The organism is Salinicola endophyticus (genome assembly GCF_003206575.1).
Taxonomy (GTDB): Bacteria; Pseudomonadota; Gammaproteobacteria; order Pseudomonadales; family Halomonadaceae; genus Salinicola; species Salinicola endophyticus.
Genome location: NZ_PZJO01000010.1, coordinates 33,019 through 57,768 on the forward strand (window position 1 = coordinate 33,019; position 24,750 = coordinate 57,768).

29 protein-coding genes are annotated in these 24,750 nt (G+C 67.7%); 6 read left to right on the top strand and 23 right to left on the bottom strand.

From position 1 onward, the window contains the following. Positions 1 to 282 precede the first annotated feature (282 nt). Entirely contained in the window at positions 283 to 1,098 is an 816-nt protein-coding gene (locus DOM66_RS17215; RefSeq protein ID WP_110690998.1) for a transglutaminase-like domain-containing protein, read from the bottom strand. Between the two features lie 394 nt (positions 1,099 to 1,492). On the opposite strand from DOM66_RS17215, the gene DOM66_RS17220 reads away from it, so the two are divergent. Next, on the top strand, positions 1,493 to 1,843 hold the full coding sequence (locus tag DOM66_RS17220) for a LexA family protein (protein ID WP_157959089.1): 351 nt from the start codon (positions 1,493 to 1,495) through the stop codon (positions 1,841 to 1,843). Positions 1,844 to 2,287: 444 nt separating this feature from the next. Here DOM66_RS17220 and DOM66_RS17230 read toward each other — a convergent pair whose 3' ends face one another. Further along, a complete protein-coding gene (locus DOM66_RS17230; RefSeq protein ID WP_110691001.1) occupies positions 2,288 to 3,304 on the bottom strand; it encodes an endonuclease in 1,017 nt (338 codons plus the stop codon). Between the two features lie 109 nt (positions 3,305 to 3,413). Here DOM66_RS17230 and DOM66_RS17235 point away from each other — a divergent pair, with 109 nt between their 5' ends. Together DOM66_RS17235 and DOM66_RS17240 are read left to right on the top strand one after the other, a co-directional pair. Continuing rightward, positions 3,414 to 4,136 (top strand): hypothetical protein, encoded by a 723-nt coding sequence (locus tag DOM66_RS17235; RefSeq protein ID WP_110691002.1) that lies wholly within the window; start codon positions 3,414 to 3,416, stop codon positions 4,134 to 4,136. Between the two features lie 183 nt (positions 4,137 to 4,319). Beyond that, positions 4,320 to 4,772: a trypco2 family protein gene (locus tag DOM66_RS17240; protein ID WP_110691003.1), complete on the top strand. Its 453-nt coding sequence runs from the start codon at positions 4,320 to 4,322 to the stop codon at positions 4,770 to 4,772. A gap of 59 nt (positions 4,773 to 4,831) precedes the next feature. On the opposite strand, the gene DOM66_RS17245 is transcribed toward DOM66_RS17240, so the two are convergent. From DOM66_RS17245 to DOM66_RS17285, 9 genes are all read right to left on the bottom strand, one after another. Further along, positions 4,832 to 5,689 (bottom strand): nucleotidyl transferase AbiEii/AbiGii toxin family protein, encoded by an 858-nt coding sequence (locus DOM66_RS17245; RefSeq protein WP_157959090.1) that lies wholly within the window; start codon positions 5,687 to 5,689, stop codon positions 4,832 to 4,834. Further along, positions 5,652 to 6,734 (bottom strand): type IV toxin-antitoxin system AbiEi family antitoxin, encoded by a 1,083-nt coding sequence (locus tag DOM66_RS17250; RefSeq protein ID WP_110691005.1) that lies wholly within the window; start codon positions 6,732 to 6,734, stop codon positions 5,652 to 5,654. Before DOM66_RS17250 ends, DOM66_RS17245 begins: the two co-directional genes overlap by 38 nt. 94 nt (positions 6,735 to 6,828) lie before the next feature. Next, positions 6,829 to 7,860 (bottom strand): contractile injection system protein, VgrG/Pvc8 family, encoded by a 1,032-nt coding sequence (locus DOM66_RS17255; RefSeq protein ID WP_110691006.1) that lies wholly within the window; start codon positions 7,858 to 7,860, stop codon positions 6,829 to 6,831. Further along, positions 7,857 to 8,300, bottom strand: coding sequence for a phage tail protein (locus DOM66_RS17260; RefSeq protein WP_110691007.1), 444 nt, complete (start codon positions 8,298 to 8,300; stop codon positions 7,857 to 7,859). Before DOM66_RS17260 ends, DOM66_RS17255 begins: the two co-directional genes overlap by 4 nt. A 187-nt stretch (positions 8,301 to 8,487) precedes the next feature. Continuing rightward, positions 8,488 to 10,929: a phage tail tape measure protein gene (locus tag DOM66_RS17265; RefSeq protein WP_157959091.1), complete on the bottom strand. Its 2,442-nt coding sequence runs from the start codon at positions 10,927 to 10,929 to the stop codon at positions 8,488 to 8,490. Next, the gene (locus DOM66_RS20105) at positions 10,883 to 11,047 is read right to left on the bottom strand and encodes a GpE family phage tail protein (RefSeq protein WP_110678794.1); all 165 of its coding nucleotides are present in this window, start codon (positions 11,045 to 11,047) and stop codon (positions 10,883 to 10,885) included. Before DOM66_RS20105 ends, DOM66_RS17265 begins: the two co-directional genes overlap by 47 nt. Before the next feature lie 50 nt (positions 11,048 to 11,097). Next, positions 11,098 to 11,445 (bottom strand): phage tail assembly protein, encoded by a 348-nt coding sequence (locus DOM66_RS17275; RefSeq protein ID WP_106418719.1) that lies wholly within the window; start codon positions 11,443 to 11,445, stop codon positions 11,098 to 11,100. 85 nt (positions 11,446 to 11,530) lie between these two features. Further along, positions 11,531 to 12,043: a phage major tail tube protein gene (locus DOM66_RS17280; RefSeq protein WP_106418718.1), complete on the bottom strand. Its 513-nt coding sequence runs from the start codon at positions 12,041 to 12,043 to the stop codon at positions 11,531 to 11,533. Between the two features lie 40 nt (positions 12,044 to 12,083). Next, positions 12,084 to 13,268: a phage tail sheath protein gene (locus DOM66_RS17285; RefSeq protein WP_110691009.1), complete on the bottom strand. Its 1,185-nt coding sequence runs from the start codon at positions 13,266 to 13,268 to the stop codon at positions 12,084 to 12,086. Positions 13,269 to 13,479: 211 nt separating this feature from the next. On the opposite strand from DOM66_RS17285, the gene DOM66_RS19690 reads away from it, so the two are divergent. Then, positions 13,480 to 14,109, top strand: coding sequence for a hypothetical protein (locus DOM66_RS19690; RefSeq protein WP_157959092.1), 630 nt, complete (start codon positions 13,480 to 13,482; stop codon positions 14,107 to 14,109). A 491-nt stretch (positions 14,110 to 14,600) separates the two neighbouring features. Further along, positions 14,601 to 15,107 carry a DUF1176 domain-containing protein gene (locus DOM66_RS17290; protein WP_110691010.1) on the top strand — a complete coding sequence of 169 codons (507 nt, stop codon included), beginning with the start codon at positions 14,601 to 14,603 and terminating at the stop codon, positions 15,105 to 15,107. Positions 15,108 to 15,114: 7 nt separating this feature from the next. On the opposite strand, the gene DOM66_RS17295 is transcribed toward DOM66_RS17290, so the two are convergent. The 11 genes from DOM66_RS17295 to DOM66_RS17345 all read right to left on the bottom strand — a co-directional run bounded on the left by DOM66_RS17295 (position 15,115) and on the right by DOM66_RS17345 (position 23,284). Beyond that, the gene (locus DOM66_RS17295) at positions 15,115 to 15,729 is read right to left on the bottom strand and encodes a DUF4376 domain-containing protein (protein WP_110691011.1); all 615 of its coding nucleotides are present in this window, start codon (positions 15,727 to 15,729) and stop codon (positions 15,115 to 15,117) included. 2 nt (positions 15,730 to 15,731) lie between these two features. After that, on the bottom strand, positions 15,732 to 18,443 hold the full coding sequence (locus DOM66_RS17300; protein ID WP_110691012.1) for a phage tail protein: 2,712 nt from the start codon (positions 18,441 to 18,443) through the stop codon (positions 15,732 to 15,734). 10 nt (positions 18,444 to 18,453) lie between these two features. Then, the gene (locus tag DOM66_RS17305; protein WP_110691013.1) at positions 18,454 to 19,008 is read right to left on the bottom strand and encodes a phage tail protein I; all 555 of its coding nucleotides are present in this window, start codon (positions 19,006 to 19,008) and stop codon (positions 18,454 to 18,456) included. Further along, positions 19,001 to 19,900 carry a baseplate assembly protein gene (locus DOM66_RS17310; RefSeq protein ID WP_110691014.1) on the bottom strand — a complete coding sequence of 300 codons (900 nt, stop codon included), beginning with the start codon at positions 19,898 to 19,900 and terminating at the stop codon, positions 19,001 to 19,003. The genes DOM66_RS17305 and DOM66_RS17310 overlap by 8 nt, the downstream gene beginning before the upstream one ends. 3 nt (positions 19,901 to 19,903) lie before the next feature. After that, positions 19,904 to 20,254, bottom strand: coding sequence for a GPW/gp25 family protein (locus DOM66_RS17315; protein ID WP_110691015.1), 351 nt, complete (start codon positions 20,252 to 20,254; stop codon positions 19,904 to 19,906). Further along, positions 20,254 to 20,892, bottom strand: a complete 639-nt coding sequence (locus DOM66_RS17320) for a phage baseplate assembly protein V (RefSeq protein ID WP_110691016.1) — start codon at positions 20,890 to 20,892, stop codon at positions 20,254 to 20,256. The genes DOM66_RS17315 and DOM66_RS17320 overlap by 1 nt, the downstream gene beginning before the upstream one ends. Positions 20,893 to 21,258: 366 nt before the next feature. Continuing rightward, the gene (locus DOM66_RS17325; protein WP_110691017.1) at positions 21,259 to 21,753 is read right to left on the bottom strand and encodes a phage tail protein; all 495 of its coding nucleotides are present in this window, start codon (positions 21,751 to 21,753) and stop codon (positions 21,259 to 21,261) included. A gap of 107 nt (positions 21,754 to 21,860) precedes the next feature. Further along, on the bottom strand, positions 21,861 to 22,229 hold the full coding sequence (locus tag DOM66_RS17330) for a hypothetical protein (protein ID WP_110691018.1): 369 nt from the start codon (positions 22,227 to 22,229) through the stop codon (positions 21,861 to 21,863). Next, positions 22,226 to 22,729: a lysozyme gene (locus tag DOM66_RS17335; protein ID WP_110691019.1), complete on the bottom strand. Its 504-nt coding sequence runs from the start codon at positions 22,727 to 22,729 to the stop codon at positions 22,226 to 22,228. Before DOM66_RS17335 ends, DOM66_RS17330 begins: the two co-directional genes overlap by 4 nt. Further along, complete coding sequence (locus tag DOM66_RS17340) at positions 22,726 to 22,929, bottom strand: hypothetical protein (RefSeq protein ID WP_110676995.1); 204 nt, start codon at positions 22,927 to 22,929, stop codon at positions 22,726 to 22,728. The genes DOM66_RS17335 and DOM66_RS17340 overlap by 4 nt, the downstream gene beginning before the upstream one ends. Positions 22,930 to 23,011: 82 nt before the next feature. Next, the gene (locus DOM66_RS17345) at positions 23,012 to 23,284 is read right to left on the bottom strand and encodes a tail protein X (RefSeq protein WP_407071992.1); all 273 of its coding nucleotides are present in this window, start codon (positions 23,282 to 23,284) and stop codon (positions 23,012 to 23,014) included. Between the two features lie 456 nt (positions 23,285 to 23,740). Here DOM66_RS17345 and DOM66_RS17350 point away from each other — a divergent pair, with 456 nt between their 5' ends. Beyond that, complete coding sequence (locus DOM66_RS17350; RefSeq protein WP_110691020.1) at positions 23,741 to 24,043, top strand: hypothetical protein; 303 nt, start codon at positions 23,741 to 23,743, stop codon at positions 24,041 to 24,043. Between the two features lie 313 nt (positions 24,044 to 24,356). Here the strand turns inward: DOM66_RS17350 and DOM66_RS17355 are convergent, their stop codons facing one another. Next, positions 24,357 to 24,551 carry a hypothetical protein gene (locus DOM66_RS17355; protein WP_110676999.1) on the bottom strand — a complete coding sequence of 65 codons (195 nt, stop codon included), beginning with the start codon at positions 24,549 to 24,551 and terminating at the stop codon, positions 24,357 to 24,359. Positions 24,552 to 24,750: the final 199 nt, after the last annotated feature.

Consider the following 24,750-nt stretch of genomic DNA (forward strand, 5'->3'; position numbering starts at 1 on the left):
CCTGCTTTCCTGCTTGCCGCTCGATCCGTGATCGCTGCGCCCACGCTGGCCGTGCCCCGCTTCTCTCTCGCTGGCCTACCGCGCCTCTCTTGCGCTTCTCTTGCGCCTCTTCTGACATCTCTCGCTTCTCTTGCCTCTCCGGCGTGCCGTGCTGCCGTGCCGTGCGGGTGTCTTCCGCGTCGAGTCCCTGCGTTGCTGTTCCGGGGGCGGTATGTCGCTTCGCTGGCCGGGTGACGCTGGGGCCGGTGGCCAGCGGCTGGCGTGGGCGGGTGCCGCCGGGGCTCAGGCGCCCGGCGGTAGTTCGTAGATCCACACGCTGAAGCCACCCAGGGCGTTGGGGCCGAAGGTGTGGGTCAGCGGGACGTCGGTGGCGTCGCGGCCCTGGGCGATCAGCACGCGGCCGATGCAGGGGGCGTTGTTGCGTGGGTCGAAGGTCCACCAGCGGCCGCTGAGGTAGACCTCCATCCAGGCGGCGAAGTCCATGTTGGCGTAGGGGGGCGGCTTGCCGATGTCGCTGACATAGCCGGTGCAGTAGCGCGCGGGGATGTTCATGCAGCGGCACAGGGTGATCGCCAGGTGGGTGTAGTCGCGGCAGACGCCGAGCTGCTCGCGGTAGGCTTCGGCGGCGGTGCGGGTGGGCCGGGAGTGTTCGTAGCCGAAGGTGAGGTGCTGGTGGACGAAGTCGCAGATCGCTTGCACCCGTTGCCAGCCGGTGGGGGTGTGCTGGAAGCGTTCCCAGGCGATGTTGCTGAGCAGGTCGGTCTCGCAGTAGCGGCTGCCGAGCAGGTAGGGGAGCACGTCCGCCGGCAGCGCTTCCACCGGGTGCTGGGTGGCGCTGGTGTCGATCGGGTCGGTCTGGCCGTCGTCGTGGAGCACGGCGTTGGTGCCGAGGGTGAAGGTGCCGGCGGGGGCGACCAGGCGGTTGCACCAGTTGCCGAAGCCGTCGCGGTAGCTGGCGATGGGCACGCTGGGGGAGGTGGTCAGGTGGTCGGGCCCTTCGAGATGCGAAAAGCGCGAGTGGTGGACATTGAGCAGCGCAATCATCGGCGTGGGGCCGTTGAATTGGAAGATCATTTCACAGCCGAGCTGGATTCTCACGATAGGGCCTCCGAACGAGCGGGTCGATCAGGCAGGGAGGCGGCCGGGGTGGTGCGTCGGTCGCCACGGGGCATTGCGGTCTGGCGTCGCTGACGGTCTGCCGGCCGTGCGCGTGGCGGTAGGGGGTGTGCGTGTCGTCTTGGGGGAGCCGTTGCAGTATGGCTGACCGGGGGGATTCCCGCGAATGGGCGATGGGCGGCTGACCCGGCGGGAGGGCGTTGCCGGTGCGCGTCCGCTGCCTGGGTCTTGGCACGCCTTTTCGCGCCGTTGCGTCGCGAACGGCTTTCCATGTTGTACTGTATGCGTATACAGTATCTAAAGGACAAGCGAGCGCCCGCCGGGCGGGTGGCGAGTGCGATGGCACAACGATGACTGGGTCGAGGTGGATGACGCGATGCAGGTGCAATATCTGGGGCCGCTGATGCTGGGGCTGGGCCATCCGGCGCTGAGAGGCTATGACCTCAATAGCTTTCCGCCGAGCTGTTATGCGGTGGAGCTGGGCCCGGCGGCGGGGTGCGAGGGGCCGCTGATCGAGGGGGATGTGCTGATCGTCGATGAGGATCGCTTGCCGGCCCATGAGGATCTGATCGTGGCCAAGCTGGAGGGGGAGCATCTGCTGGGCCGGGTGTGGCGGATCGGCGGCCGGGTGCGGCTGATCCCGCTGCAGGGGCATGAGTCGCTGTTCGTCACCGGCGAGGTGCTGCGCGGGGTGGTGGTGAGCCAGGCGCGGCGCTATGTATCGTGATCTGTCTCGTGAGGGGGCGGGGCGTGCCGGCGGGAAGACGTCACCCCAGGCTGCGAGGTGACGCTGTCGGGGCGCTTAGAACGGCTTTCGGGGACGTCCTTGTGGGCCTATCGGGTCACGCAGAGCCAGCTCTATGGCTCTATCTAGGGTGATACCTTGCTTTCGCAGCTTTCTGATTCTCGTCTTCAAGGTGCCGGTCGGCATGTCGACTGCCGCTGCCCGGCCTTGAAGACTGTCGGGCGATGTCGATTGACTCCGTTTGCGCACCAGGATGGCCTGGTCGAGGGGGAGCATCTTCATTGCTGTTCCTTGAAGGAGTGTCCTTCTTGTGAGTGCTGCTGGGTTTAGCCGCCGGATCGTCGTGCGGCACTCGCTCGGGGACGATGAGCTTTCCGAGCCTAGCCTGGGGGCGGGGGACGCGCCATGCCGGTTTTGTATCCGCCCTCAGCCGCACAGCGCTTCGCAGGGGGTGCCGTCGCCGTCGCCATCCAGGCGGGCGTTGCCGCACTGGGTCAGGTGGTAGCGGGCTTCTTCGCAGGAGCGCATCTTGCTGCAGGTCTTGCGCGGGGTGCAGCTGAACGCCGCCGCTGAGTGATCGGGGGCGAGCGGGCTCGAATCCTGGCCCTTCGTCCAGGCCGGTGCCTCGGTGCTGCTGCTCTTGTCTGTCTTCTCTTCGTTCCTCCCTTCGCTCTTCTCTACGATCTTCTCTTCGCCCTTGTCGTTTGAGGTGTCGCCTTCCACATAGGGGTTGCCGCTGCCCTGGATCCTGGCGATGCGCCGGTTGCGTTCGCGCTCCCAGGCGCTCACCGGGTCGGCCTTGGCCCAGGCCCGGAAGAGCTGCTGCTGTTGCCGCCCGATCTGAATGCCGTAGGTGTCGCGCATGTACCAGTAGGTGCGGGCGATATCGCCGCGGACCGCCGCCGGCGGCTGGAAGGTGCGCTCGGGGAAGTCGACCTTGGCCGTGCACTGGCCGTACTGGTAGGCGTCGGCGCTGGTGGCCATGCCGTAGCGCATGTTGGAGCGGTCGCCGTTCACTTCGCCCACCGAGGGCACCAGGTTGACCAGGTCGGCCTCGGCCTGACGAAACACCGGGTCGTTGGCGCGGCAGCTACGGCGGCCGCCCTCTTGCCAGCACTGGCGCTGCCGGCCGAAGTCGTAGGCGGGCATGACGTGTTCCCACTCGATGCGCGCGGCGCGCTTGGGCTGCTTGCGAATCCGGTAGCCGCAGCTGGCGAGGTCCGGGCCTTGGTCGAAGTCGAAGGCGCAGCCGCAGTAGAAGGTGCGGTCCTGGTCGACGTAGATCTCGTTTTCCGCCAGGCGCTTGGCGGCGGAGAAGGAGCTGGGTGGGGCGGCCAGCGCCGGCAGGGTGGCCAGGGCAGTCAGGATCGTCAGGAGGCAGAGCGCGACCAGGGCATGGGAGAGGCGGACAACGAGAGGGGGTAGAGCGGAAACAGCGCGCATGCTTGATTAGAACCAATTGATTTAGCGAGCGCGCATTGTAGAGGTCTGGCCGGGGCGATGCATGCCGCGGCGGGCTGGGGGCGTGTGTCAGGCAGACGATGGAGGTGGCATGGGAGAGGCAATCAAACTGCTCGAGGTGCTGGACCGGTTGGCGCGCTACCGGCCCTCGGCGCATCGGGCGCCGTTCGAGCGCCGCGTGAATCGCTGTGCCAACGGGGCGCTGGTGGCTGGCGGCGTCTTGGTCGCGCTGCTCGGGGGGCTGTTGATCGTGCATCTGACCCTGGGCCCGCTGCCCGCGGCGTTCCGCTGGGTGGCGCTGGGATTGGGGCTGCTGGCCCAGCTGGTGTCGCTGGTGCCGCTGTGCGTGCCGATCCTGCTCGCCGGGCGGCTGCTGGTGGGCTGGCGGCGGATCGCGCTGACGGATCTGAGCCGGGAGTTTCGCCACGACCGGGCGGCGGTCGATCGGCTGGCGGGGTTTTCGCCGGCGACGCTGGCCTATGTGCAGCGGTGGCTGGAGATCAAGGTGCGGCGGCTGGATCGCCGGGTGACGCTGTTCTTCGGCTCGCCCACCGCGGGCATCTCGCTGTGTCTGCTGGCGGCCAGCGCCATCGAGGCGCTGGGCGGATTCGGCGTGCTCTCGGTAGTCGCATCGGCCGATATCGAGTGGACCCGGTCGGGGGCGATGCAGCTCGCCGCGCTGGTCGCCGTCTGTCTGCTGCTGGGGCTCTCCCTCGGCGCCATGGGGCAGCGCTGGCTGGCGGCGCGCTACGCCTTCCAGGCGGAGCTGGTGGGGTTGGCGCTGCAGCGCCGCGCCGCGCGCGACGGCGGGTGATCCGGCGTGCCGAGAGACGCGGGCCGGGGGATGCGATAACGCGGGCGGCGGTGGGTCGGAGAGCCCGGCTTGGCGCGTTGCGGCCGGTGTGCGAGGGGCAAAAAATGGCCGGGGATCGCCGCCGTACAGGCTTATGATAGGCGGCGTAACGCGGTCATCCTTCGGCAGCCAGGGGCTTGTGACATGAAAATAGCGTTAGGTGAGTTTATCGGGCGTGTGAAAGAGGAGTTGCGCCACGCGCAATCGGATGACGATCCCTTCTATGAACTGACGGATGTCGAGCTGGAGGTCGCCTTTGCGATGACCCGTGAGGCGGCGGGGGGTTACCAGGTGGTGGTGTCTGACGCCGACGGGGACGCGTCGGAGACCGCGACCCATCGCGTCCGGCTCCGGCTGTCGCCGTTGCCTGTGGTGCCCTCGGGCGGTGCCAAGGGGGAGGGCGGCTGGACCTCGGAGCTGCAGGGCGCCAGAGAGCGACTGGTGGGGGCCTTGAAGCAGACGGAGGCGATGACGGCTTACGGCGGCAACGCGCCCCTGGAGGAGTATCAGGAGGATCTGCGCAAAGTGCTGGAGACCGTGGATGAGGAGCTGAGAAAACGCACGACCGGGCCCAACGAGCGCACAGGGGGCCAGTGATCGCTGTCGCGGCCGGCCGGTAGAGAAGACGTATGGCTGGCCCTGTCATTGCGCGTGGGTCAGACCAGTAGAAAGCCTTGGTGTAGCTGGTCGAGCCAGCCGAGGCAGATGTCGGTGGAGGTGTGGCTCGCGCGGCCCATCTCGATCGCGAGGGTTTCCAGCGAGTGCTGAGGATGGGTGCCTTCGAGCAGTGACGTGACATGGGCGAGGGTGTCGGCGTTGGCGATCCGTGCCGCGCGCTGCCCCAGTAGCTGCAGGGAGACGAGCGCATGGTCGTGGTCGTTGGCTTCGAGGCGCGCTAGCCAGGGCGCCTGCCACAGCGTGCCCTGGTCCTGATCCTCACGCCAGTAGTGCTGCAGCAGGTAGGCGATGTCGGCGGCGTCCTTGCGGCGCTCGGCCGGTGTCCGTTCGCTCCAGCTGACCAGCTTGAGCAGGATCTGGCTTTCGAGATTGGCGACCTTGAAGGTGATCTCCGGGGGCGCGGGATAGCTGACCCGGTAGGCGCTGCGGCAGGCTTCTGCGAATCCCATCACGGACATCACCACGGCGCCGTCCGGCGGCCAGGCGATCGCGGGTTCACCCGCCGCCACGCCGCCGAAGGGCAGAAGGTCGAGGGTGTCGCCCTGGGGGGAGTGCAGGCGGTGGGGTTCGCGCTCGGGGGTGTAGCCACGGCCGACGAGGGCGTGACGGACGCGCCGGTAGTCGTCCCAGTCGCGGACGTAGATGGCGAAGTCGATATCCCGCGTAGCCCGCGGCCGCGGGGCGCCGAAGAGGTGATGCAGGACGATGTCGCGCGCGGTGGCGCCGATCAGCACATAGTCGATGCCGAGCGTGGCGGCGACGGTGTTCATGTCGCCCAGGGTGTCGCGCACGCTGGGCTCAAGCGGGCTGGTGAGTGTCAGCGAGATAGCGGTCATGAAGCACCCGGGCGGTGTCGGCGTTGCGGGCATCCTGGCTGGCGAGCAGATCGGCGTAGGCGAGCAGCGGGTGAACCAGGCCGGTGGTGTCGGTCTCGGCGTCATCGCCCCAGAAGCGCTCGCGCAGGCGCAGGTTGGCCGGGCGCCCGGCGGGTGGCTGAGTCAGCCGGTAGCGCTGCATCAGGGCGGGGAGGTTGGCCCGCGGTACGAATAGCGTGGCGAGTTCGGGCTGCAGATAGCCGGTGTAGCGCGCGGCGGCGACTTCGCCCCCCCAGGCGGCGGAGAGGTCGGTGACCTCGGCGCTGCCCCACCAGTCGGTCGCTTCGCGATAGAAGGCGCCGAGTTCGAGCTTGGGAGCGAGGGTTTCGGCATAGCCGGTGACCCAGCGGTCGCGCAGCCGGCGCGGGTCGGTCAGCCGGCGCCGGCCGCCGCGCCCTTGGGCGATGAAGCCGCCGCTGTCGAGGGCCTTGATGACATTGTCGGCGGTGCCGTGGGAGACGCCGCTCTCCGCGGCGAGGGTGCGCAGCGAGGCGGTGACCAGCTCGGGCCGCGTCAGCAGGTGATAGATGAGGATCAGCCCCTTGCGCTGGAAGGCTTTGTCGCCGGGGGCGTTCAGGCCGTCACGCGTGAGTGCGGCCGGGCGTGGCTGGCCGCGGATCAGAATCTTGAGCCCGGGGCGGTCGAGATGGGCGTTGCCGGCGGTATCGATGAACTGGATGCCCTGCGCCGCGAGCCGCTGGGCGGCGTTGGCGTTGAGGTAGTCCACGATCAGCAGCCGCTCCGGGTCGCTGGCCGAGGCGTGAACGAGTTCGCGCAGACGGTGGGCGGCCCAGCGTTTCACCTCACCCCGGAAGCGATGCCCCCCGATCTCCACGATCAGATCCGCGGTGTCTGCCTGGGCGACGTGCGTGTGGGTGGGGGTATCGATGTGCATGATGGCAGACGGGGTGACGGGCAGCGCCGTCTCGCGTTCGCAGGCCGCGAGGGCCGCGGCCACGATCTCCCGTGCTATCTCGTCTTCCGTCTCCCACTGCCATGCGTGCATTGGCTGTCCAATATCTTTGCGTGTCCATTAATAATGTACGCCTGTCAAAAATGGACAGCAAGCCGCCGCTTGCGCTCTTGATGAGCTCTCGTCTTCACCCCCCCCGTAGTTCGCAACTGAGCTGGGTGAGGTAGCCGTTGTCGTTGAGGCTTTCGGTGGTCTGGGTGATCAGCCAGGCGCGTTCGTCGATGCCGGCCTTGAAGCCGCGCAGGGTGAGCGGGGTCTCGGGGCTGAGGTCGGCGCGGCCGTGGGCCAGGGTGAGGTCGAGACTGGCCTGGCCGCGCTGCAGGCGGCGCCATTCGGCTTCGGCGGCGTGGCGGGCGTCGGCGGCGCTGGCGTAGGTGTCGCGCAGGGTCTTGGGCTTGGCCTCACTGCCGACCTGAACCGCCTTACGCTCGGCCCCGGCGGTGTCGTTCCAGTGCGCGATCACCCCGGTGTGGTCGTCGCGGTCGCTCTGGGTGAAGCGGTGGCGGTCGCCGTCGCGGCGGGTGAGGACGACGCCGGGCAGGGCCAGGCCGCTGGCGCTGAGCCCTTCGCCGGCGCGGGTGAAGAGCAGGTGGCCGGCCTTGATCGTGGCGATGGCGTCGAAGCGCTGGCCGAGCCGGGTGAGGAAGTTGAGGTCGGATTCGTCGGTCTGGTCGATATGTTCCAGGCGGATGCCGGCGAGGGTGTCGCCGACCACCGGTGTGAGGTCGTGGCGCGCGGCGAGGGTCTCGATCAGCTGGGCGAGGGTGAGATCGTGCCAGGATTGCGAGCGCTTGCCGGGGAGCTGCTGGCGCAGGTTGGCGGCGCGGGCGCGCAGCTGGAGACGGTCCGGGGCGCCGCTGTGTTCGACTTCGTCGACGATGAAGGTGCCGCGGCTGGCCAGGCCGCTGGCGTGCCAGCCGAGGGCGAGTTCGAGAGTGGCGCCGTGGGGCGGCAGCGCCAGGCGGCCGTCGTGGTCGGCGAGGGTGAGGGTGAGCTGGTCGGCGTCGCCGCCACGCTGGCGGGTCAGGCTAAGGGCGATCAGGCGGCCATTGACCCGCGGGGTGATGTCTTCGCCGCCCAGGCTGAGGCGGTAGTCGGGGCGCGCGGTGCCGAGGCCGGGCGGGCCGAGGCGCGGGTCGCCGCTGCGTGGGGTGCTCATGCGTAGGCTCCGCTGAAGCGCGAGAGGCTCTCGGCGGTGAGACTGCCGAGCAGGTCGAGGCGGGTGTCGTCGACCCGTTCCAGGCTGAGGCTGAAGTCGAGCTTGCCGGCGGCGCCGTCGCGGTGGAACTGGCTGGCGGTCTCGTCGACCTGGGTGATCACCCACAGGCCGTACTGGCGCCCGGTGCCTTCGATCAGCGGCCAGGCGTCGCCCTGGCTGGCCATCTGGCGCAGGGCGTCGAGCTCGAGACGCCCACCGGTGAACTCCGGCAGCAGGGTGCCGCTGAGGGTCAAGGTGTCGCTGCCCGGGCCGAGATATTGATAGGCCGGGCGGGCGCCGACCCGGGACTGGGCGGCGTGGCGCCAGGCGCTATTGCGCTGCAACTGCTGGTAGGGCACCGAGCGCGTTTCGAACACGAACATACCGAGGGCCATGAGCATAGTGCTCTCCTGTGATTCGTTGGGGGCGTAGGGTCTGTACGAAAACTGCCTGCGCTCAGCAATACGGCGTTAAAAACCGGCTGGAACGCCAGCCCGGTCAAAAATGCTCATTTACACCCCGTAAACTCCGCTTTTTCATCGATTTTTGCCTTGTCTTGCCATCGCTCGCCGACTTTTCGTACAAACCCTAGTCTCGATCCCACATCGACGAACGTTGATAGGCGGCCCGTTCCTGCTGCGCCTGCTCGAGGGCGCGCTGCACCTCCTGGGCGACCTGGCGTGCCAGGGCGTTTTCGTCCATGCCGGGGGCGGCGTGGATATGGATGTCGCCGATCTGGACGCGGTTGTCGCTGGCCGGGGGCGGGCCGCCGGCGGTGAGCGGGGCGCGGGTATCGAGGGTGATCGGGGTCGGCCCCAGCAGCGCGAGCTCGGGCGCGAACGGTGGCTGCGCGCTGGCGGGGACGGCGGCGGCAGCCAGGGTGAGCCCGGCACCGGCGCGGACGACGTCGCGGGCGATGGCGACCATGCGCTGGATGGGCTCGTCACGCTGGCGCTCGATCCCCAGCGTCAGGCCCTCCACGGTATACCCGCCGAGCTTGGCGAACTCGCGGGAGGGCGACTGGATACCGAGGCGTTCTTTGAAGCTCTGAAGGGCGCTCTGGGCCAGGCTGCTGGCGCCTTCGACCACGTAGTTCTTGCCCGCTGCCAGCCGATCGCCGACGGCGCGGGCGCCTGCGCTTGCTTTCTCCTTGAGCGATTTCAGGCCGTCGCCGGCGTCGCTGGCCAGCGAGGTGACGCGATCGGCGGCCTTGCCCGCCATCTCTTTGCCGCTGCCCCAGAGGTTGCCGGGCAGCGACTTCAGATAGTCGATGGCGGCGTCCCACTTCTCCTTGAGCTGCCCCATCAGGTCCCAGTCGGTGACCAGTTTGACGACCGCGTCGATGGCGCGGCCGGGGGCCGTCTCGAACCAGTTCCAGAGCTCGGTGATGCCTTTCCAGGCGCTCTCGAGGCCGTTGACGATGGCGTCCGAGAGGGTGCTCATGCTGGCCGGCACCTCGATGCCGAGCTTGTCGAGGGTGGCGATGATGCCCTGATAGATCAGCCCCAGCGGTGACCAGTTGGCGAGCAGCTGCATGACGCTGCCGATGCCGCCGGCGAAGGCGTCCTTGACCTGCTGCCAGCGCTGGCTGAACCACTCGCTGATCGCGCCCCAGTGGCGGTAGATCTGGTAGGCGGCGACGCCGAGGGCGGCGACCGCGGCGACGATGGCGAGGATCGTCAGGCTGGCGGGGTTGAGCCCGAGCAGGGTGAGCACACCGCTGAGCGCGGTGAGCGGGGCGAGCACGGCGCCGATGCCGCTGGCGAGCAGGCCAAGGGTGGCGAGCATGCCGCCGAGCACGCCGAGGAACTGGGTCAGCAGGGTGGTCAGCTCGGGGTTGTCGTCGATCCAGCCGGCGATGCCGCGGGTGATCGCGGTGATGGCCTTGACCAGGTCGCGCAGGGCGCCGTCGTTGGCGGTGGCGAAGGCGATGCTGGTCTCTTCCCAGGTCGCCTGCAGGCGGTCGAGGTCGCCGCTCAGGTCGTCCACCGCGCTGCGGGCGGCGCGCAGGTTGGTGCCGCTGAGATCGGGCACGCGGGCAGTGGCCGGCGTGACGATGTTCGGTGCGGCGTTGGCCACCGCGGGCATGCCGGCGGCCCGTGCCGGGGCGCTGATCTGGCGCGCGGCGCTGAGGCGTTCGGCATGGGGGCCACCGATCTGGGCGCCACCCGTCACGGCTACGCCGGTATCGGGGCCACCGGTATTGGCGCCGCTGGCGCGGCGTCTGCTGGCACTGAGCACATCGGCGAAGCGGGCCATGGCGCCCTGTTCGGCGAGGTCGACCCCGGCCTGGCGGGCCAGCGCGCTGGTGCGGGTCACGCTCTCGACCAGCTCACGGCCGTTGGCCTGGGCGAGCAGCACCATATCGCCGAGGGAGGCCTGGATCGCCGCCGGGCTGACCTGGCGCTCGAGCAGCGCGGCCTGGGCCGCGGCGATGCGGGTGGCGCCGAAGCCGGATTGGGTGCCGAGCTCGCGGGCCTGCTGGGCCAGCGCCTGGGCGCGCGGGTCATCCCGGGTGAAGCCGCCGGCGCGGCGTACGTGGCGCTGCTCGCGCTGGAACGCCAGGGCGGGGCCGAGCAGGGTCTTGGCGCCCTGGATCAGGCTGTCGAACCCGAGCCCGCCGCTGGGCAGCTCGGCGGGCTGCGGTCTCGGGCGAGCACGCGCCGCGGTCGTCGCCGCGGATCTCGCGGCAGGTGTCGGCAGGGATCTCGCCGCGGGTGTCGGCGCCGGTAGCGCACGCCTGGCCTGGGCGATCCGGGCCACCGGCGGCGGGGCCGAGGCGGTCGCCGTGGCCGCGGCGGCCGGGGCCGGCAGCAGGCGCTGCTGGCGCACCATCGTCTGGCGCAGCTGATCGAGGGCGTCGCGCAGGCGGGCGCTATCCCGCCAGGTGTGGTCAGAGACGGCAGGATCGGCGCCGACGGGCGTCGCCGGGCGGACAAGACGCGGAGATTCGCGGCGCAGGCGCGTCAGCGGGGCGGTGAGCTTAGCGACGCTGGCGAGCAGCGCCGGGAGGGGGAGATTGCGCGCCATGGGGGGCCTCGTTCATTGAGCGTTGGCGGGCGCGCTCGCGCCACTCCATCAGTTCGCGCAGGCTGAAATCTGCGCAGTCCGTGGGGGTCCAGTGGAAGACGATGGCCAGGTCGGCCATCGCATCCTCTACCTGGGCCGGCAGCGCGATCTCGGCGCCGCCGCGGGGTGTCAGGCGGTTTCGCCCCGCGCCCGCTTCGAGAGCAAAAAACCGGCGATGTCGCTGCCGCACTGGACCAGGTCGGCCGGGTCCATCTGGCGCGCTTCGTGCTCGGTCAGGCTGGGCTGGGAGAGCCGCGGGATCAGCTTGATCAGGGCGTCGGTCTGCATCTGCAGCACGTCGGCCAGGTTGACCCCGCGCAGCTCGCCGGCGCTCGGCTTGCGCAGCACGATCTCGTCGATGCGCTGCTCGCCGCGCACGATCGGCGTGTCCAGGGCGATGGTGACGCGGGTGCCGTCGGCGGCGGTCTTATCAGCGGCCGTCTTGGCGGCGGTATCAGCGTTCTGGGCTTGGCTCATGGGTGTCTCTCGGTGGTGATCGTGGGGTGACGCGGCGCGCGGGCGATGTCAGCGGCGGGGAGACCACCGCTGACGGGGGCGCGGCTTAGATACCCAGCGCCTGGCGGCGGCGGGCCAGGCGGTCGTCGCCGTTGACCTTGAACACGTAGTTGGGCAGGTCGATCTCGATCTTGGTCACCCCGCCGATCACCAGCTTGTAGTAGCTCAGGGTGCTGGTGATCTTGTGCTCGGTGTTCTCGCCATCCTGGGCGTCGCCGAAATCGATCTCGGTATGGCGGCCGCGCATCACCACCTCCACCGCGACCACTTCGTCGGTGTCGTCACGCTCGTAGCTGCCGGTCATGCGCAGCAGGTCGGCGTCGAGGCGCGAGGCGCCGAAGTTGTCGAAGATCGACTCGACCAGGCCGCCCACCGTCCACTGGCAGGTCATCAGGCCATCCATGCCCATGTCGATGCCGACGCTGCCGTCCATGCCGCCGCCGCGCCACTCTTCAATCTTGCGCGTGAGCGTGGGCAGGGTGACGGACTGGATCTGGCCCTGGTAGTTGTCGCCGTTGCCGAACAGGTTCAGCGCTTTGAGTTTCTTGGGAAGTGCCATCGATCAATGCTCCTCAGGGGTCTCGGGGCCGAACCGGCGCTCAGGCGCTGGCCGCGACGCGGCTGGCGAAATCGGCGAGATAGGTGTCGGTGATGCGCTGCTGGAAGCCGAGATCCTCGAGCGGCGGCACCGGGGTGTAGTCGTAATCGATGCGCAGCTTGCCGGCCTTGAGGCTCTCGCGGGTGTTGAGCGATTCGTTGAGCCAGGCGCGGCCGTCGATGATCAGGCCCAGCGCCTTGAGCTCGGCGAACTTGGCGTTGATGCCTTCGATGATGTCGCGGGCCAGCGAGGCGTGCAGCGGCTTGTCCACCGCCCACAGATGCGCCTCGGCGATGGTGTCGGCGAGGATCTGGGCGGTGCGGGTGTAGTTCTCGAACGGGAACAGCGACTGCGGCCCGGCGCAGGTGCGCGAGCCCCAGAAGCGGAAGCCGCCCTGGTTGACCAGGGTGGTGACATCGGCGGCGTTGAGCAGGCCGGCGTCGGTGGCGGCGGACTGCAGATCCCAGAAGACGTCGCGGTCGATCCCGGTGACGCCGTTGACGACCACGTTGGAGAGCGTCTTGTGCCAGCCGATCTCCTGGTCGAGCCTGGCGCGCAGGCCGAGCGCCACGGCCACCGGGCTGCGCGGGGCAGTGGCGGCGGTATCGGCATCGAACGCCTCGAAGCGCGGCCAGATCAGCATCAGCTCGCGGGCGCCGAACTGGTCGCGGTAGGCGGTGGCGTCGGTCAGCGTCTCGCAGTCGTGGGCGTAGGCGTAGCCGAAGGCGCGCAGCGCCTGCAGCACCGGCACCAGGGCGGTGGTCACTTCCGGGGTATCGAGCTCCGGGCAGCCGATCAGGCGCGGGGTCACGCCGAGCTTCTGCTTGGCGGTCATCAGCGCCTGCAGGCCGGTGCGCTGGCCGCTGTCGGTGGTGGTGCCGATCACGTTGGCGCTGGTTTCGGTGGCATCTGCGCCTTCGGCGACGCGCACCACGACCACGATCGGCCGCGCCTGTTCGGCGATGGCGCTGAGGGCGCCTTTCAAGGTACCGCTGCTGCCGGCCTGGCCGATGGCGGTGGCGATATCGGTGACCAGCGCCGGGCGGTCGAGGGGGAAGGCGGTCGCATCGGCGTCGGCGGCGGTGGCGACGATGCCGATCACCGCGGTGGAGATCGTGCGCAGGGTACGGGTGCCGTCGTTGACTTCCGAGACGCGCACGCCGTGATGGTATTGGTCGAGTGCCATGAGGGGGTCCTGATCAGGGTAACGGGGCTGTCAGGGGCTCATGGTGTGGGGGATGGTAGTCTGGGGCGAGCGGGGAGCGGTGTGGAGTGGACTTTGAGAAAACCTCTTCTTCATTACCTATAAAAATCATCTTGTCTTAAGCATGCTCGCGACGGTTGAATCAATGAGATGTTGGTGAAAGAGGTGGAGGATTCAAGTTGGAGGTGTCAATTTGGAATTCTTGGAAGATGTCCTCGGGGATAGAACGCTAACAGTTGCGTTTTTTGCCATGCTGGGAACCTTCGTTTCCAGTTTTGGTGCATTGGTTGCGGCAATCATTACCGCACGACATGCTCGAGTTTCCACTATGCCGATGCTCGTAATGGTGCACTCAGGCAGGGAAAGCACTGGTAAATGCACTGTTAGTATTGAAAATCATGGGTTTGGCCCAGCCGCTATTCAGGAATTGCTTATATTCTATAGAGGGAAGCCCTATTCCGTTGCATCTGCAAAGGATTTGAATGACTTGGCAGTTTGCATTTTTCCCGATGGAGTCAAGTGTAACGTTGAATGGAAAGAGGTGGGGCAGTCAACGGCTCTGGGGCAAGGCGCTGTCATCGATTTTTGGTCGGTTGAGGTCACAGACTGGAACGGTGCCGACTGTGGGTTCGAAAGCCTTTATTCTTTCTCGTATAAGGCGGTTTATCGTGACGCTTATATGAGGGCTTGGCTGCATTATGTGATTAAGAATAATGAGTATTTTTATAGAAGGTCTCTGTTGAGTCCTAGGTATGTGTTTATGTTTTTGTTTGGGGATAGGGATCGCCTTCTGGCTAATGACTTTCATGGCAAGCGACCATGAGGGTGCTCTACGTTGATATCTGTTTCAGGAGGATGAGTGCTTTGAGTTCGAGTCGCTGGTTTTGCCTTGGCTTCTACGCGGCAATCTTTATTGCCCGTCATCCCAGATAACTGCCTTGGGTACATCGGGATCCATCGCTTTCTCTGCTTCAGGCCCGAGAGGTCTGGGGGGCATGTAGGTGCAGTTATCACCCAAGAGCTAGCGCCGGAGCGCGCGAATCGATGCCCATCAACATTACCCTTTGTTCGGGCTCTAAGGTCTAATCCCTGCGAGGGATACCATAAGCGCTCCCCGTTACCATGAGAAAATCCTCCCACCCGTAGAACGGGCGAGGGCTGAGTTGGATGCGGCCCCACCACTTGGCAATCGATGCCCCATTCCCCCACGCGGCCAACTAGGCTACCCATGGCGCTCCGATCGAGACTCGTCTATACCAGCGGGGCGCGGGATCTCCCCGCCTTCCTGATGATCCAATCCAGCAGAGGTGCGATATGTGGCGCAGCATGATGATGGCCGGGGTGCTGGCGCTGGGCGCGCTGCCGATGGCAGCCCTGGCGAACAGCGAGATGCCGGCGGCGGTGAAGGCCGAGGTGAGCGATGCCTGCGTGATCAGCGACGCAACCACCGGTCTCGCGCCTCGCCACGCCAGCGTGAAGGGATGGTTACCAGGAGAGGTGTGGCTGGTGCCCTGTACCGTCGGCGCCTATCAGACGGGTTACGAGGCGGTGTTCGCCCCGGACGGTGGGACGCCCCGTGCGCTGCTGTTCGCGCTGTGGCGGGACGGGAGCTGGACCGGCACACGGACGCTGTTCGATCCCGAGTTCGATGCGCAGCACGGCACCCTGCACGACCGCTACAAGGATCGCGGCGCCGGTGGCTGCGGCGGCGAGCGCACCTGGGTGTGGCAGGGCAGCGACTTCCAGTTGACCGAGTACCGCGCCCAGCCGAACTGCGAGAGCGGGCAGACGCGGTATCCGGTGGTTTTCGAGGCGAAGTGACGTCGGGCTAGGTCGCGGCCTCCCACACCACCGCCTCGATCGCCTCGCGGTCCCCGGCGGCCTCGGCGGCGGCGATGGCGTCCTTCAACTGCCAGGAGTGGGCCAGCAACCCCTGCTTGAACGCCTTGGCGGCGTCGGTGAGCGCGATCATCTGCGCCGGGGTGAGCGAATAGACGGTGTTCGACTGCGCCCGCAGCGCCATGCTGGCGTCGGTGTCGCCGGCGGCACGACGGTCGCGGGCCTCGATCGCCAGCCCGAGCAGATTGGCTTCGTCCTCCTCCGGCCGGGTCTGGATCACATCCTCGCTGCCACCGGGCAGGGTGTAGGGCATGCCCGCGCGCAGGGCGGCGGCCAGGGCCGATTCGATAATGCCTCTTTGCCTAAATGCCAAACTTTCGATCGATATTAATGTGCTAGGAATATCCTCGTTGGATGCCTTTATTTCAGAAAAGATCAGACGGCCCAACTCTTCAGGATCATTAGGTGTAGCGGTAAATGGAATCCATCCTAGTTGCTTATGCTGGATCTCACAGTCAATGGTGCCATCGTCGTTTAGCGTTGGGTTGCGCCAAGGAGAGGTCTTGACTGGATCAATGCTGCTGTCTAAGTCCGATGTGTTCATGATCAAGAAATCCTGTACCAGACGGATGAACGAGTGTTGGCGTTTTCACCCGCGCCTCTGTTGATTTTACCCATGCACATCCACGTGCCTGATGGCTTACGGCTCTCGTCGTCGTTCCAAGCGGCGGTATAAGATAATTTGGATCCGGGCTTGGTAGCGCCAACGTCTGCGGCGCTGCTGTCATTGTTTTTGAGGAAAGCGTAAGTGCCGACTGCGCCTACTGAAACGTTTATCAGCCTAGGTTCGATGCCGCCTTCAGCGCGGTCGATACGCCCCTCCTTGGTCACTCGGAATTTCCAGTCACCGCCGACTTTGAGGTCGATATAGCCACTCTTGCTGATACCTAAGTAGTCACCGGAATCGTTCTTGATCGTGGCCCTGTCGTAATCCTTCTCTTTCAGCAGTCGGTCGCCACCGGCTTCCACCCAGCCGGGGCCGAGCAGCACGCGCGGGGTATCGGCAGAGGGGTCCTGATCGGCGAAGAAGGCCAGCGTATTGGCGCCGTCGTCGTAGACCAGACCGTCCCAGTTGGTCGAGCTCGTCGAGCCCAGCGGGACTTTGTTGTTGCCGGTATCCGAGCGCAGGAATTGGCTGGCTTGCAGCCCTTGTAGCCGGTCAGCGTCGACCCCGGAAAGGCCCGCCCCGTTGCCGCTGATCTTGCCGTTGAAGGTGACATCCTTGGAGCGGTAGTAAAGGCGCATCGCGGCGTTGGCGGGGATGCCGTCATCCCCGACGGCGCCCATGCCAATATGGCCACTGCCATCGCCGACATAGGTGAGATGGAGTGCCGCATCGCCGCGCTGGCCACTTTCGCCAATCGAGAGTCCCGCGCCCTGAGAGAGCGCATTGTCGCCACTATTGGGAGAGTCGAGCGTCAGCCAGGGGCGGGTAGCATCGAAGACGACACCGCCATTATCAGCACTGACATTGATGTACTTGCTGCCGTCATACCAGGCATGGCGGAAGTTGGCGGTTTTGCCGTCCTGGTCTTCACCGTACCAGTGAAGACGCGCCTGGTTGCCGTCGACCCGAGCATCGGCGCGCTGGACGTTAGCGCTGCTGGGGTCGACCGCCCACTTGGTGATGCTGCGGAATAGCTGAACACCGCGCAGGTCGTTGGTGCCGGCGATGGTGGCGAGATCGCTGGCGTTGCCGGGGTGGTAGACCTCCTTGCCCTGGATTCTGAGCGTGGCGTCGGTGGCGATCCCGGCGTTGTCGATGCGGGCCCACTCCCGGCGTGCATCGGACGAGGCGTATTGATCGTTACGATCATAAGCGCGAAAGACAAAGGGCTCTGCATAGTCGTCGGAGGTAAAGAACTCCAACTCCCCGTCGTTACCGGTGGGATTGTTGAAGCGGACCCCGCCTTGATCATTGCCGCCGTTGGTCTTGAAGAGCAGCGTCGGCTGGGTGCCCTCGAGCGTGGCGTTGCCTTTGATATCTCGCACGAAATCCGCCGAGTGCAGACCATCCAGCTTGTCCGCATCCAGACCGGAACCACTGCCCTGATTGCCTGCGTGCCAGATCGTCTTGCCCAGATAACGGAAGAAGCTCGGCGATACCGTCAGCAGTTCCTGAGCATCGGTACTTGCGCCAGGGTTGGCGTTGCCGCTGGGGCTGTAGGTCAGATTCAGGCGGTTGTTATCGAACCAGAGCGCGCTGCTGCCGGCATTGGTCGTGCGATCAGCGAAGACGACGCCGGGTCCGAAGGCGCTGAGATGAAGGCCATAGCCATCCGCCACGTTGGCTGATGCGTGACCGGCGCCCCACAGTTTGAGCCCACCGGCGATCTGCTGATGCGCCTGGCCTCGACGCCAGACGAGATCGTCGGCGTGACGGCCATCCACCGTATCCGCATCCAGCCCCTTGCCGGGGCCTTCGTCGCGCCGAGCCGCGGTACCCAGCGCGCCCAGGGCGTTCTGCACCGTGGTCGGATTGCCGAGCTTGGCCAGACCCTCGACGGAGATCCGCGTCGCGGCGTGGGCGCTGCCCTCGGTGCGGTGGGCGTCGAGCGCCGACTTGTTGGCCGCCGGCGTCACCGCGCGGGCGTTGTCGCTGCCCTCCTTGGTCTCGGCGTAGGTGGCGAGCTCGACCATGCCCTGGGCGTTGGTGGTGGCCGCCGGGTGGTTGCGGCTGGCGGCATGGTCGTTGAGTTGCTTCAGCGTGGCGTAGGCGGCGAGCACCTTGTCGATGAACGCCTTGAGGGTGCGCGGGACGACGCCGCGGCGGGCGTCGCTGCCGGCGTCGACCTCGGCCTGGGTGGCGAGCTCGAGCACCCCGGCGACCTCGGTGGTGGCCGGCGGGTTGAGAAAGGCGGCGTCACCGAAGGTGATCGCGGAGACGTCGAGGGCTTCGACCACCAGGTCGGTGGCCAGCAGCAGGGTCGAGGGGGCGGCCTTCTCGATGATCCACTCGCTTTGCGAATAGACCGCGAAGAGCACGCCGGTGTCGGTGAACAGGCCGATCTCGCCGACGGCGTAGGTGTCGCTGCTCTCGTCCTGCACGCTGACGTGCAGGGTGTCGGCGGCGACCGCCTGGCCGGCCATGCTGGCCAGGCGCTTGATCGGTTCGCGCAGGGCGGTCTGGTCGGCGCTGGGGGTATAGCGGCCGCGGCCGAAGCCGATTTCGCTGAGGGTCAGGGCCGTGGTGCCGTCGTGGTCGGCGTCGACCAGCGCGGCGCGGCCGGCATCGGTGATGGTGAAGACGATGGCCATCGGGGGTCCTCTAGTGGGCGGTGGCCGCCAGGCGGCGGTAGACGAAGGCGCGGGCGCCGCCGGCGACGCCGACACCGCCTGCGGCGCTGAGCCCGGCGGTGAAGGTGAAGTGCGCGCGGACCGGCTTGGTGCGGGTGATCTCGTCGACGATGTCCTGCTGGAACTCGGCGCTGCGGGGCACCTCGGCGCCCAGAGTCAGCACCACGTCGAAGGTGTGCGGCGGGCCCGGCTCGGCCTTCTGCCACCACTCGCGCAGGGCGAGGCTGGCGCCGAAGGAGCGGACCACGTCGCGCACGCTCTTGGCGGTGCCCTTGCGGCGCTGGATCTCGATCGCGTCGCGGATGCGCTGGCGCTTGATGCGTTCCGGCCAGTAGGGCTGCCAGGCATCCAGCGAGAGCGCCCAGGCGAGCCACGGCAGCAGCTCGGCGGGGCAGGTGTCCGGGTTCCACAGCGCGCGCAGCGGCACCGGCAGCTCGCTGGCGCCGGCGGCGGTGGTCTCCAGGGCGTGCTCCAGGGGGCTGGCATTGGGCGGCAGCAGGCTGGCGCGGGGGCGCGGCTCACTCATCGAGACCTCCGTCACGCAGCGCGATCTCGGTGCAGTGGGTCGCCTGGGTGCGGTCGATCACCAGGCTCACCGCGGGCTCGGCCAGCTCGACCCGCTGCACTCCGGGCTGATGCAGCGCGGCGTAGAGCCCGGAGAGGGTGACATCGAGCCCCAGGCGGTGCTGCTGCTCGGCATAGATGGCGGCGGCGGCGCGCGCTTCGCGCATCACCACTTCGCGGTCGGGGCCGGCGTAGAAGTAGAGGGTGGCGTCGATGCGGTAGTCGACGATCTCGGCGCTGCGCACGCTGACATGGTCGGTGAGCGGGCGAACGTCCTCCGCCGAGAGGGTGGCGTCGACGTGGGCGAGCAGGGCCGCCGGGGCGCTGCCGTCGCCGTCGCGGGCGAGTACGGTGACCACCACCTCCCCCGGCGCCGGGCTGGTGGCGCTGGCATCCAGCACCTGGCCGTCGGCGGAGAGCGCATGGAAGACGTAGGCGCCCTCGGGGCCGGCGGTGGAGAAGCCCTCCAGCGAGAGCTGGATGCGCCGGCGCAGGTCGGCATCCGTCTCCAGCGTCGCCGGCACCGGCGGCACGGCCGCGGGGTCGCCGGCGTCCAGGGTCTGGCGGGCGACGCCGAAGAGCGCGCCGAGGTGGTCGAGATCGGCGCCGCGGGCGTAGGCGAGCATCACCCCCTGGGCGGCTTCGTTGATCCGCTGACGCAGCAGCAGCTCGCGATAGGCGGCGGCCTGCAGGATCTTGTAGGCGGGGTCGGACTCGACGCTGACATCGAATGCCGGGGCCCGCGCGCGCAGATCGGCGAGCAGGGCGGCGAAGATCGTCTCGAAGTCGAGTGGCTCGACGATATCCGGCGCGGGCAGCCGCGAGAGATCGACGGCGGTGAAGCCTCCGGCCATGGTTTAGGTCTCCTGTCCCAGGGGGATGTCGAAGGTGAGGTCGGCGCCGTCGTCGACCCGCTCGGCCTGCACGCTGAGCGTCAGCCGCCCGGGGCGCTCAGCGGAGACGTGGCGCTGGATCTGGGTCACCCGAATGCGCGGCTCCCAGCGCATCAGCGCCACCACGCAGGCGGCATAGGCGCGCAGGGCGGTGGCGCCATCCAGCGGCTGGTCGATCAGCTCCGGCAGCAGCGAGCCGTAGTCCCGCCGCATCACCCGCGAGCCGAGGGGCGTGGTGAGAATGTCGGTGACGGATTGGCGGATATGCGCGATGCCCTCCAGCGCCGCACCGCTGGTGCGATCCATGCCGGCCATCAGTTCACCCCGTCCGTCTGGTCGCCGCCGCGCTTCACGCCGCCGTGGGTGTGGCTCGCGCTGATGTCGCGGCCGTTGCTGGTCACCGCACCGGTGAAGCGGACGTCGCCGGCCATCGTCGCGGTCTGGCCGCTGGGCTGGCTGAAGTTACCGTTGAGCGTGAGATTGCCGTTGATCACGGTGTCGGCATTGAGTGTGGCTCCACCCGCGGCGGTGGCGGTGAGGGCGGCAGCGGTGGTGACGCTCACCGCGCCCTGGGCGTCGAGACCGGCGGAGCCGGGCAGGGTGGCGCTCAGGTGGCTGGCGGCGTGGTCGTAGGCGATCACCGCGCCGTCGGGCATCTCGATCAGGGTCAGGTTGGCGTCATGGCTCGGCGCCGGCACGGCATCCGAGTTCAGCGCCGGCAGCACCAGGGCGCCGCGCAGCTCGCCGCCGGGGGCGAGCAGCAGCACCTGCTCGCCCAGGGTGGGCGGATTCCAGCTGCGGGTGTGGCCGGCGCGGGCGGTCAGCCACGGCAGCCAGTCGGTGAGCAGCGCACCGCTCTGGATGCGCACACGCACCGCGGCGTGGTCGATCGCGGCGACACGGCCGACGCGGATCAGATTGTGGAGCAGACGGGCAAGTTCAACGGGATTCATGGCGCACCGGTGGCGGGAGACGGCATGCGCTCATGGTCCGCGGCGCGGGGCGGGCTGGCGAGCCGCGGGCGTTGTCAGCGGGGGTTCGACTGTTATCGCCCCCGGGGCCGGTATCGCCCCCGAAGCCGGGCGTTAGGCTTTTTATCGCCCCCGAAGCCGGGCGTCAGGCTTTTTATCGCCCCCGAAGCCGGGCGTCAGGCAATGTCTGAAAAGTCGACGAGCGAAGGTCAGACCGGGGCGCGTAGCTAAGGCAAAAATTGGCGAGGGAGCGGAGTTTACAGGGTGTAAATGAGCATCCTGACCGGGCTGGCGCTCCAGCCAATTTTTAACGCCGTATGGGCGAGCGCAGTACTTTTCAGACATTGCCTAGGCCAGCGGGCCATCCCACTCGGCCACTAACCGATACCCCTCCTCACCCGCGCTCTCGTCGCGCACCAGCAGCTGCCAGTGCTCGGCGGGGCAGGTCTCGGCGTCGAAGGCGGGTTGGCGGTGGTCGAGGGTGATCTCGCCGCTGTCGCAGTCATGGGTCGCCACCACGCGCGACTCGAGCGGCACCCACAGGCGCAAATCGGCGGGCGTCTCCCCGGCGAAGATCCAGGAGAAGCGCAGCCCCGGTTCCGGCCCCAGCTCCGGCTGATAGCGCGCCAGCCACGCCAGCAGCGGCAGCATCACCGCATCCAGGGTGTCGTCGTAGGCGTGCAGCGTCAGCTGCGCGGTCACCGCGTAGCCGTGGGAGAGCGACGCCCCCGCGGCGAACCGGAGCCGCCCCTCATCCACCTGGGCCGAAAGCCGGTTCGGCATCCCCTGCAGCGCCGGTACGGTGCGCCGCAGGTGTTCAATCAGTGCGTTCAGCAGGTGCATGCCGGGTCTCCTTCAGGGTGGTCACCAGACCGTTATGTCGAATCGCGCAGGCGTGGTACTGCGCCGCCCAGTCGCGCAGCGTCAGCACCACGCTGGCCCCGCTGCCGTCACTCAGCGGCGGCAGGGTCGTCGGGCAGCGGCTCAGCAGTGTCTGTTGGATCGGGGGCGCGGCCGGCGGCGGCAGCGTTGAGCAGGCGCACAGCGTCAGGCTCAAGGCAGACGCGGCGATAAATCGGCTTCTGAATCTCACGAACCACTCCCCGGTCGATGACCCGTTGATGGGCGTCCAGGGTCGCCAGCCGCGCCTCGACCACCCCGGCAATCACCGACTCCCGCGCCAACGCCCGGGCCGTGGCGGCCTGGGCCGCCTCCAGCGCCGTGAAGCGCCGGGCATCCTCCAGCCAGCCGCGGCTGAACCAGCCGGCGCCGGTGGCCAGCGCCAGCCCGACGGCCAGGGCGAACAGGCGCAGGGTCATCCATCCAGCCCCGCCAGGCACAGCTCGCGCTCCGCCTCACGCCGTCGCACCAGCCCCGGCAGCCGGCGCCCATCGGCATAGACCCAGCGCGCAAGCTCGTTACACGCGGCGCGGATCTCGCCCGCGTTCAGCCGCGTCAGCAGGGTCGAGTCGCGAAACGCCCCCTCACCGACGTTGAACACGAACGACGCCAGCGCCGCCCGCCGCGCCGGGGTCAGGGTCGCCTGGGCGGCGGGCGTCAGCGCGGCATCGACCACCGCGAAGGCGTGGCCGAGATCGCCGGCCAGCAGCGCCTCGCAATCCGCCGGGGTCAGCGTCTGCCCCAGCGCCACCTCGGCCCCGGTATGCCCGGTGCAGATCGTCGGCACCCCCACCGGATCGGGATAAGCCGTCAGCTGGGTGCCCTCGAACTGCTTGACCACCTGAATCGAGATCGACAGCGCCAGCGCACAGGCACCGCCGATCGCGCCGCCGCCGATCCAGCGCGCCAGCGGGCTCACGACTGCCTCCGCTGCGCCCGCCAGGCACGCCAGCGCGCGAGATAGCGCGGCACCAGCAGCCCGATCTGCAGCACCAGATAGGCCAGCGTCAGCAGCGTTACCCAGCTCGACGGCGTCATGCCTCCGGCGTGCAGCAGCGAGACCAGCGCCGGCGGGGCCGTCTTGAACGCCTCGGTGGTGATATTCAACTGATGGGCCATACCGATTCCTGCGTCGACGCGCGCCAGCGTGACCGCCACACCGGCCCGCGACGAGATGAAAGAAGAGGTGCCCGGGCCGGGCTCAGCGCCACAGCTCGACCACGCGCGGGGTGGGCGGTGGCGACGCGATATCCGGCAGCACCACCAGTGTGGCGCTCGGCAGCCGCGGGCCCAGGGCGCACAGCCCGGGATTGTGCGCCAGCACCTGCACCACCAGATCGGTACGCCCGTAGTGGCGCTGGCACAGGCGATCGACGGTATCGCCCTGAAGACTCGACACGGTTCGCGGCACGCGCACACCCCCGGATTGGCACTCGACTCGCCCGAGCCCCGCGCCGATGAGCGGCGCGGGCACCCCGGCACCTCACGATCCCCCGAGAGTGCGACGCCCGCCCGTCGGCCTCAATCCACCCTGAACGTCCACCGCTCAGGGACAACCCACGCCAGCGACAGCGGCCTGCCAAGCGGGGGCAAGACACGGATCTGGTCGTGGCGACAAGGGCGGGAGAACAGGACGCTAGACGGGGGGAGAAGATGATGAACACTTCCCCCGCACACTCCACGACAGCTCCCTGGAGAGCTGGGGTATGCGTAGCGTGGGAAAGGCTAACCTATTGTTTCTTCTCGATAGTGACGTTGTCTTGTAATCAGTAGGGCTGGCCGTCAGCACGGTGTCAGTCGGCGTGTAGAAAGCTGTGATAGAGAGGTAAATCGGCCGCCGAGTAGCAGGTTTATCGTCCTCCATGCGAGGCCGGGCACACCTATACTCGCTCCTGTCCCCGCGGGCGATGGACGCGACTCAGGAGGTGGAATGAAGACGCTTGCCGTTATCTTGGCACTGAGTTGCCTGGGCCAGGGGGCCGGCGCCTTGGCCGGTGACTGTGCCGAGTTCCGCTGCCGTTATGGGGACGTGCCGCGTCCGCCCGAACCGTTGATCACGGAGCCCTTTCATGTCTTCTATGGCCAGCCGACGACGCGGCCGATGGTGCCCTATCAACGGCTCGATGCCGGGCGCGCCCAAGCGGACGTAGCCATCAGACAGGATAGCGAAGCGGAATCCATGGCATCTTCCAGGCATGAGGAGGCGCAGTCTGCGGTGCGCTCGGCACCGTGACACCACCCTGGCGCTAGGGGGTCTGTCTTGAGCTACCCATGCGTGGCTTGTTGATGAGAGGCATTGGAGCGAGGGGCGTGGAGATATTTGTTCGCTGTCCGTCTGCGCGGATAGTGGCTCCGCTTGTGCCCTTTGCATGAGGCTCGCTGTCGGGCGGTGGTGGGCGTTTTGTGCTGTTTTCTCTGGCCCGCGTTCTCAGACCCGTGCTATCAGGCCCAGTGTCTCAGGCCTTGCATTGCTTTCCAGATTTCTCAGACATTCCAGCGCTTCCCGACTTCCCTGAGATCGGCCCGGCGGCTGCAAGAGCGGCGGGTCATGCTGCGCGATGGTGCGGCGGCGTGTGCTCGCGGCGATACGCCATCAAGGTCGACTCCAGGGCCAGTGTCTGGCACTTCACGGCGGTGCAGTTGGCGCAGCGTACGTGGGGGCTCTCCCCGGGCTGCGTCGGCAGATGGAATCGGTCGCTGCCGCACAGCGAGCACTGCATATCGAGTGTGACGCAGATCATGGCTTACCTCCCCTGGGAAACGGCAGGCGGAGTGTGTCCATATTAGATGAAATCTTGATGACGTCGGGCACGATCCTCCTCGGGCCGTGTAGCACGAACCTGTCATTTTCTTGCTTTACGTTATCGCTGCCCCTGGGCGGGCCTGCCACGGTGGCGTAGCCGAAACGGTCGCAGAAGCGCAGCGCCGCCAGCGGCTCGG

Coding starts and splice junctions, on each gene's coding strand:
- DOM66_RS17220 (WP_157959089.1), top strand. CDS start 1,493: ATGCAGGTGCAATATCTGGGGCCGCTGATGCTGGGGCTGGGCCATCCG.
- DOM66_RS17230 (WP_110691001.1), bottom strand. CDS start 3,304: ATGCGCGCTGTTTCCGCTCTACCCCCTCTCGTTGTCCGCCTCTCCCAT.
- DOM66_RS17235 (WP_110691002.1), top strand. CDS start 3,414: ATGGGAGAGGCAATCAAACTGCTCGAGGTGCTGGACCGGTTGGCGCGC.
- DOM66_RS17240 (WP_110691003.1), top strand. CDS start 4,320: ATGAAAATAGCGTTAGGTGAGTTTATCGGGCGTGTGAAAGAGGAGTTG.
- DOM66_RS17245 (WP_157959090.1), bottom strand. CDS start 5,689: ATGACCGCTATCTCGCTGACACTCACCAGCCCGCTTGAGCCCAGCGTG.
- DOM66_RS17250 (WP_110691005.1), bottom strand. CDS start 6,734: ATGCACGCATGGCAGTGGGAGACGGAAGACGAGATAGCACGGGAGATC.
- DOM66_RS17255 (WP_110691006.1), bottom strand. CDS start 7,860: ATGAGCACCCCACGCAGCGGCGACCCGCGCCTCGGCCCGCCCGGCCTC.
- DOM66_RS17260 (WP_110691007.1), bottom strand. CDS start 8,300: ATGCTCATGGCCCTCGGTATGTTCGTGTTCGAAACGCGCTCGGTGCCC.
- DOM66_RS17265 (WP_157959091.1), bottom strand. CDS start 10,929: ATGGCGCGCAATCTCCCCCTCCCGGCGCTGCTCGCCAGCGTCGCTAAG.
- DOM66_RS20105 (WP_110678794.1), bottom strand. CDS start 11,047: ATGGCCGACCTGGCCATCGTCTTCCACTGGACCCCCACGGACTGCGCA.
- DOM66_RS17275 (WP_106418719.1), bottom strand. CDS start 11,445: ATGAGCCAAGCCCAGAACGCTGATACCGCCGCCAAGACGGCCGCTGAT.
- DOM66_RS17280 (WP_106418718.1), bottom strand. CDS start 12,043: ATGGCACTTCCCAAGAAACTCAAAGCGCTGAACCTGTTCGGCAACGGC.
- DOM66_RS17285 (WP_110691009.1), bottom strand. CDS start 13,268: ATGGCACTCGACCAATACCATCACGGCGTGCGCGTCTCGGAAGTCAAC.
- DOM66_RS17290 (WP_110691010.1), top strand. CDS start 14,601: ATGTGGCGCAGCATGATGATGGCCGGGGTGCTGGCGCTGGGCGCGCTG.
- DOM66_RS17295 (WP_110691011.1), bottom strand. CDS start 15,729: ATGAACACATCGGACTTAGACAGCAGCATTGATCCAGTCAAGACCTCT.
- DOM66_RS17300 (WP_110691012.1), bottom strand. CDS start 18,443: ATGGCCATCGTCTTCACCATCACCGATGCCGGCCGCGCCGCGCTGGTC.
- DOM66_RS17305 (WP_110691013.1), bottom strand. CDS start 19,008: ATGAGTGAGCCGCGCCCCCGCGCCAGCCTGCTGCCGCCCAATGCCAGC.
- DOM66_RS17310 (WP_110691014.1), bottom strand. CDS start 19,900: ATGGCCGGAGGCTTCACCGCCGTCGATCTCTCGCGGCTGCCCGCGCCG.
- DOM66_RS17315 (WP_110691015.1), bottom strand. CDS start 20,254: ATGGCCGGCATGGATCGCACCAGCGGTGCGGCGCTGGAGGGCATCGCG.
- DOM66_RS17320 (WP_110691016.1), bottom strand. CDS start 20,892: ATGAATCCCGTTGAACTTGCCCGTCTGCTCCACAATCTGATCCGCGTC.
- DOM66_RS17325 (WP_110691017.1), bottom strand. CDS start 21,753: ATGCACCTGCTGAACGCACTGATTGAACACCTGCGGCGCACCGTACCG.
- DOM66_RS17330 (WP_110691018.1), bottom strand. CDS start 22,229: ATGACCCTGCGCCTGTTCGCCCTGGCCGTCGGGCTGGCGCTGGCCACC.
- DOM66_RS17340 (WP_110676995.1), bottom strand. CDS start 22,929: ATGGCCCATCAGTTGAATATCACCACCGAGGCGTTCAAGACGGCCCCG.
- DOM66_RS17350 (WP_110691020.1), top strand. CDS start 23,741: ATGAAGACGCTTGCCGTTATCTTGGCACTGAGTTGCCTGGGCCAGGGG.
- DOM66_RS17355 (WP_110676999.1), bottom strand. CDS start 24,551: ATGATCTGCGTCACACTCGATATGCAGTGCTCGCTGTGCGGCAGCGAC.